At 30.0% G+C, this 4086-nt stretch carries 5 protein-coding genes and 1 pseudogene; all 6 read left to right on the top strand.

The features are described 5' to 3' along the window. A pseudogene (locus tag IJI80_RS05300) lies at positions 1–451 on the top strand (cell division protein FtsZ); the annotation flags it as partial. A 306-nt stretch (positions 452–757) separates the two neighbouring features. Continuing rightward, positions 758–937, top strand: a complete 180-nt coding sequence (locus IJI80_RS05295; protein ID WP_292788262.1) for a protein translocase SEC61 complex subunit gamma — start codon at positions 758–760, stop codon at positions 935–937. 447 nt (positions 938–1384) lie between these two features. Continuing rightward, positions 1385–1876, top strand: a complete 492-nt coding sequence (locus IJI80_RS05290) for a transcription elongation factor Spt5 (RefSeq protein WP_292788261.1) — start codon at positions 1385–1387, stop codon at positions 1874–1876. Then, entirely contained in the window at positions 1876–2358 is a 483-nt protein-coding gene (locus IJI80_RS05285; RefSeq protein ID WP_292788259.1) for a 50S ribosomal protein L11, read from the top strand. The genes IJI80_RS05290 and IJI80_RS05285 overlap by 1 nt, the downstream gene beginning before the upstream one ends. 390 nt (positions 2359–2748) lie before the next feature. Then, the gene (locus tag IJI80_RS05280; protein WP_292788258.1) at positions 2749–3387 is read left to right on the top strand and encodes a 50S ribosomal protein L1; all 639 of its coding nucleotides are present in this window, start codon (positions 2749–2751) and stop codon (positions 3385–3387) included. A 1-nt stretch (position 3388) separates the two neighbouring features. Further along, on the top strand, positions 3389–4086 hold a 698-nt coding region (locus IJI80_RS05275), incomplete at its 3' end, for a 50S ribosomal protein L10 (protein ID WP_292788256.1).

Below are 4086 nucleotides of genomic sequence, written 5' to 3'. Positions count from 1 at the left end.
TGATATTAGCTCTATTATGAAAGGTTCCGGTATGGCAATGATTGGTATGGGAGAATCTGAATCTGGCGACAGAGCTATTGAATCTGTACATGAAGCATTAAGCAGCCCATTATTAGACATTGACATTTCCAATGCTAAAGGCGCTTTAATTAACATTTCAGGTAGTTCTGACTTAACCTTGAATGAAGCTGAAAAGATTGTGCAAATTGTTGGTGACAGATTAGATCCAGAAGCAAACATCATTTGGGGAGCTCAAATCGATGAAGAATTGCAAAACATGATAAGAACTACCATTGTTGTTTCTGGTGTAAAATCTCAATATACCATTGAACCTAAAAATGATGAATTCGAAGAAATTGAATTCGATGAAGATTTTGAAGGAACTGCATTAGGAAAAAATGATGATGCTCCTGCAGATCCTTTAGATGAGTTCTTAGATGGTATATTCTAATAAAGTTTTAGATTTTAGTGTTTTGGGGAATTCTCAAAACATGACTTTTTTATTTTTATCGCTCTTATAGTGATAATTCCTTTCTTTTTTTTATTTTTTCTTATATTTTTGCAATGCTATTTTTTAAATTTTTATCCTGATTTATTAATAATATCATGCAAAACTTTATTAATGTAATTAAATAAAACATATTATATTATTATAAATTAAGATTAAATTAAGATTAAATTAAGATTAGATTAAAATTAGATTAATCTTATTTTTTAAAAATTATTATTGATAACTTTTAACATGTAGGGATTTTCAATGAATTTTAAGGAAACTACTAGTGATTTTATTAAACAAAGTAAAAGAGTATTAAAAGTAGCTAGAAAACCAGATCGTGAAGAATATTTTAATTTTTCCAAAGTTACTGCAATAGGTATTGCGATTATCGGAGTAATTGGTTTTGTAATAGTCTTATTAGGCCAATTAATTGGCTTATAATTTAGATTTTTAATTTTTTTAATTTTTTAGCTATTTTTTAATAATTTTTTTAATAACTGATTTTTAGTTATTCACTCTTCATTTTTGTTATTTTTTTCATTTAAAAGTAGGAAAATTTGAAACATTTATATATAATAAATAACATATATATTCTTATTATATGAATCTAATTTTATTTATTTTACTTTAAAATTCATATTTTCTTAAATTTAAATTGTAGATTTTAGTCTATAAATTATTTAATTTTGTTGATTTCTTCAAAATTCAAATAATTGCTGCTGTTTTGTAATTTTACAAAAAATAGATTAAAATTGAAGGAAAGTGCTTCTATATGGATATTTAAATTAAAGGAAATAATAAAATTTTATTTTATATAAATCAATTTAATCTATAAATTTATTAATAAATTATAAAAAATTATAATATTAATTATATAGGTGAATTTAAATGGAAGATCATAAAAATTCCATATTTGCTCTTAAAACATCAGCAGGTCAAGAAAGAAATGTTGCAAGACTTTTAGCGATGAAAGCGGACAAACCTGGAGTATCTATTAAATCAATTGTTGTTCCGGAATCATTAAAAGGTTATATTATAGTCGAATCTGCAACTAACCTTGATATGAAGAACCCTGATATGAAAGTTCGTCATTTAAGAGGTATTGTAGGTGCAAAAAGAGATGGAACTATAGATGCAAACAGTCAAATAACCTTAGAAGAAGTTAAGAAATTCTTAAAACCTCAACCAATTATTTCATCTATACAAAAAGGAAGTATTGTTGAACTTGTTTCAGGTCCTTTCAAAGGTGAAAAATCTAAAGTTGTCCGTTTAGATGAATCTCGTGAAGAAGTAGTTCTCGAGTTAATTGAAGCAGCAGTTCCTATTCCTGTTACTGTTAAAGCTGATCAAATTAGAATTATTAAAAAGGAGGCTGACTAATGGCTAAAGATACAGTTGAAGTTCTTCTCGAAGGTGGAACAGCTACTCCTGGACCACCATTAGGTCCTGCTATCGGACCTTTCGGTGTTAATATGATGCAAGTAGTTGAAGAGATCAATAAGAAAAGTGCTGATTTCGCTGGTATGAAAGTGCCTGTAATCATTACTATTGACAGCAGCACTAAAGAATTTGAAATTGAGATTGGTACTCCTCCAACAACTGCACTTATTATGGATGAACTTAGCATTGAAAAAGGTGCTCATGAACCTGGTGCTGAAGTTGCAGCAGATTTATCTGTAGAGCAAGCTTTCAAAATTGCAAGAATGAAATTCGATTCATTACTCGCAAATGATTACAAAGCAGCAACCAAAGAAATTATGGGTACTTGTGTAAGTATGGGTATTACCGTAGACGGTAAAGATCCAAGAGATGCTCAAAAAGCAGTTGATGCTGGAGAGTACGATGACATTTTAGTAGAATAGATTTGTTATTCTATAAATGCTTACTAAAATGCTTAAAATTCAATTAAAATTTAATTCAAAATATTATACTTAATATATTATTTATTTAAGTGATTAATTTGCATGATTGAATTTAATTATAAATTAGATTATTAAAATTTATGTTTATAACTTTCTTAATCTATCTTCTTAATTTAATATCAACAGCTAATTATGATAAATAGATAATATTTATTCACTTAAATGTAAATGATATTAAAATTGTATTGTCTTACTTGTTCTAGGATAATATGGTTTTAATTGATATATTAAAAGGAATCTAAAGATTTTATAAATGCTTTTTAAAGATTTTATTTAATTTGAAGATTTCTCGTAAAAATTCCAAATGAACAAAGTTCATGGAGGATATATATGACACAAGAGATTATTGATGCGGTGAAGGAGGCAAAAGAACAAGCTAAGCCGAGAAACTTCACTCAATCCATTGATGTTATCATTAACCTCAAGGATTTAGATGTCAGAAAACCAGAAAACAGATTTAGCGAAGAAGTAGCTCTTCCTAATGGCCGTGGCAAAGAGATCAAAATCGGAGTCATTGCTGATGGGGAATTAGCTCTTGCTGCTAAAAATGCTGGTGTAGATGTCGTGATTTCCAAAGAAGATTTACAAGAATTTGGTAAAGACATTAAGGCTGCTAAAAAAGTAGTTAATTCTGTCGATTCATTTATCGCACAAGCTGATATGATGCCACTTGTAGGTAGATTCTTAGGTCGTATTTTAGGACCTCGTAACAAAATGCCTAAACCGGTACCAGCTAGTGCAAGAATTGAACCATTGCTTGAAAGAACTCAAGCTACCATTAAAGTAGGTGTAAAACAACAACCTTCTATTCAAATCTTAGTTGGAACTCAAGATATGGATGACGAGAAGTTAGCTGAAAATATTGAAGCTGTTCTTGCAGTATTAGACCGCAATTTAGAAAAAGGAAGAAACCAAATAAAATCCATGTATATTAAAGCGACAATGGGTTCAGTAGTGAGGGTGATTTAAGATGGCTCACGTTGCTGAATGGAAAAAAGAAGAAGTTAATGAACTTAAAGGTTTAATCGAATCTGCAGAAGTTGTAGGTATTGTTAACTTATTAAACATTCCTGCTAGACAATTACAAGAAATGAGAAAAACTCTTGCAGGAAAAGCAACTATCAGATTATCTAAAATTAACCTTATGAAATTAGCTTTAGAAGATTGTGATGCTGAGAAAGCTAACATTACTGGGCTTTCTGATTTTATGGAAGGTCAACCTGCACTTGTATGTACTGACATGAATCCTTTCAGATTGTACAAAATATTAGAAGACAGTAAAACATCTGCTCCTGCAAAAGCTGGCGCAACTGCTCCTGCTGATATTGTTGTACCTGCTGGAGATACTGGATTCCCACCAGGTCCGTTCCTTGGTGACTTACAACAAATAGGTGTACCTGCTAAAATCGACAAAGGAAAAATTGTAGTTTCTAAAGATACTGTTGTAGTAGAAGCTGGAGAAGAAGTTTCTAAACAAGTAGCAGCTGCTTTAACCAGAATGGATATCAAACCTATGGAAGTAGGTATGGATCTTAAAGCTGTATATGAAGAAGGCTCTATCTTTAAAGCAGACGTATTAGCTATTGATGAAGAAGAAACTATTGCAGATATTCAAACTGCATTCACTAAAGCATTTAACTTATCTGTATTTAGTGCTTTCCCAACTAG

Source organism: Methanobrevibacter sp., from assembly GCF_017432245.1.
GTDB lineage: Archaea > Methanobacteriota > Methanobacteria > Methanobacteriales > Methanobacteriaceae > Methanobrevibacter.
The sequence above is the reverse complement of the archived record's forward strand: the minus strand, read 5'-3'. Positions and strand labels throughout refer to the sequence as shown.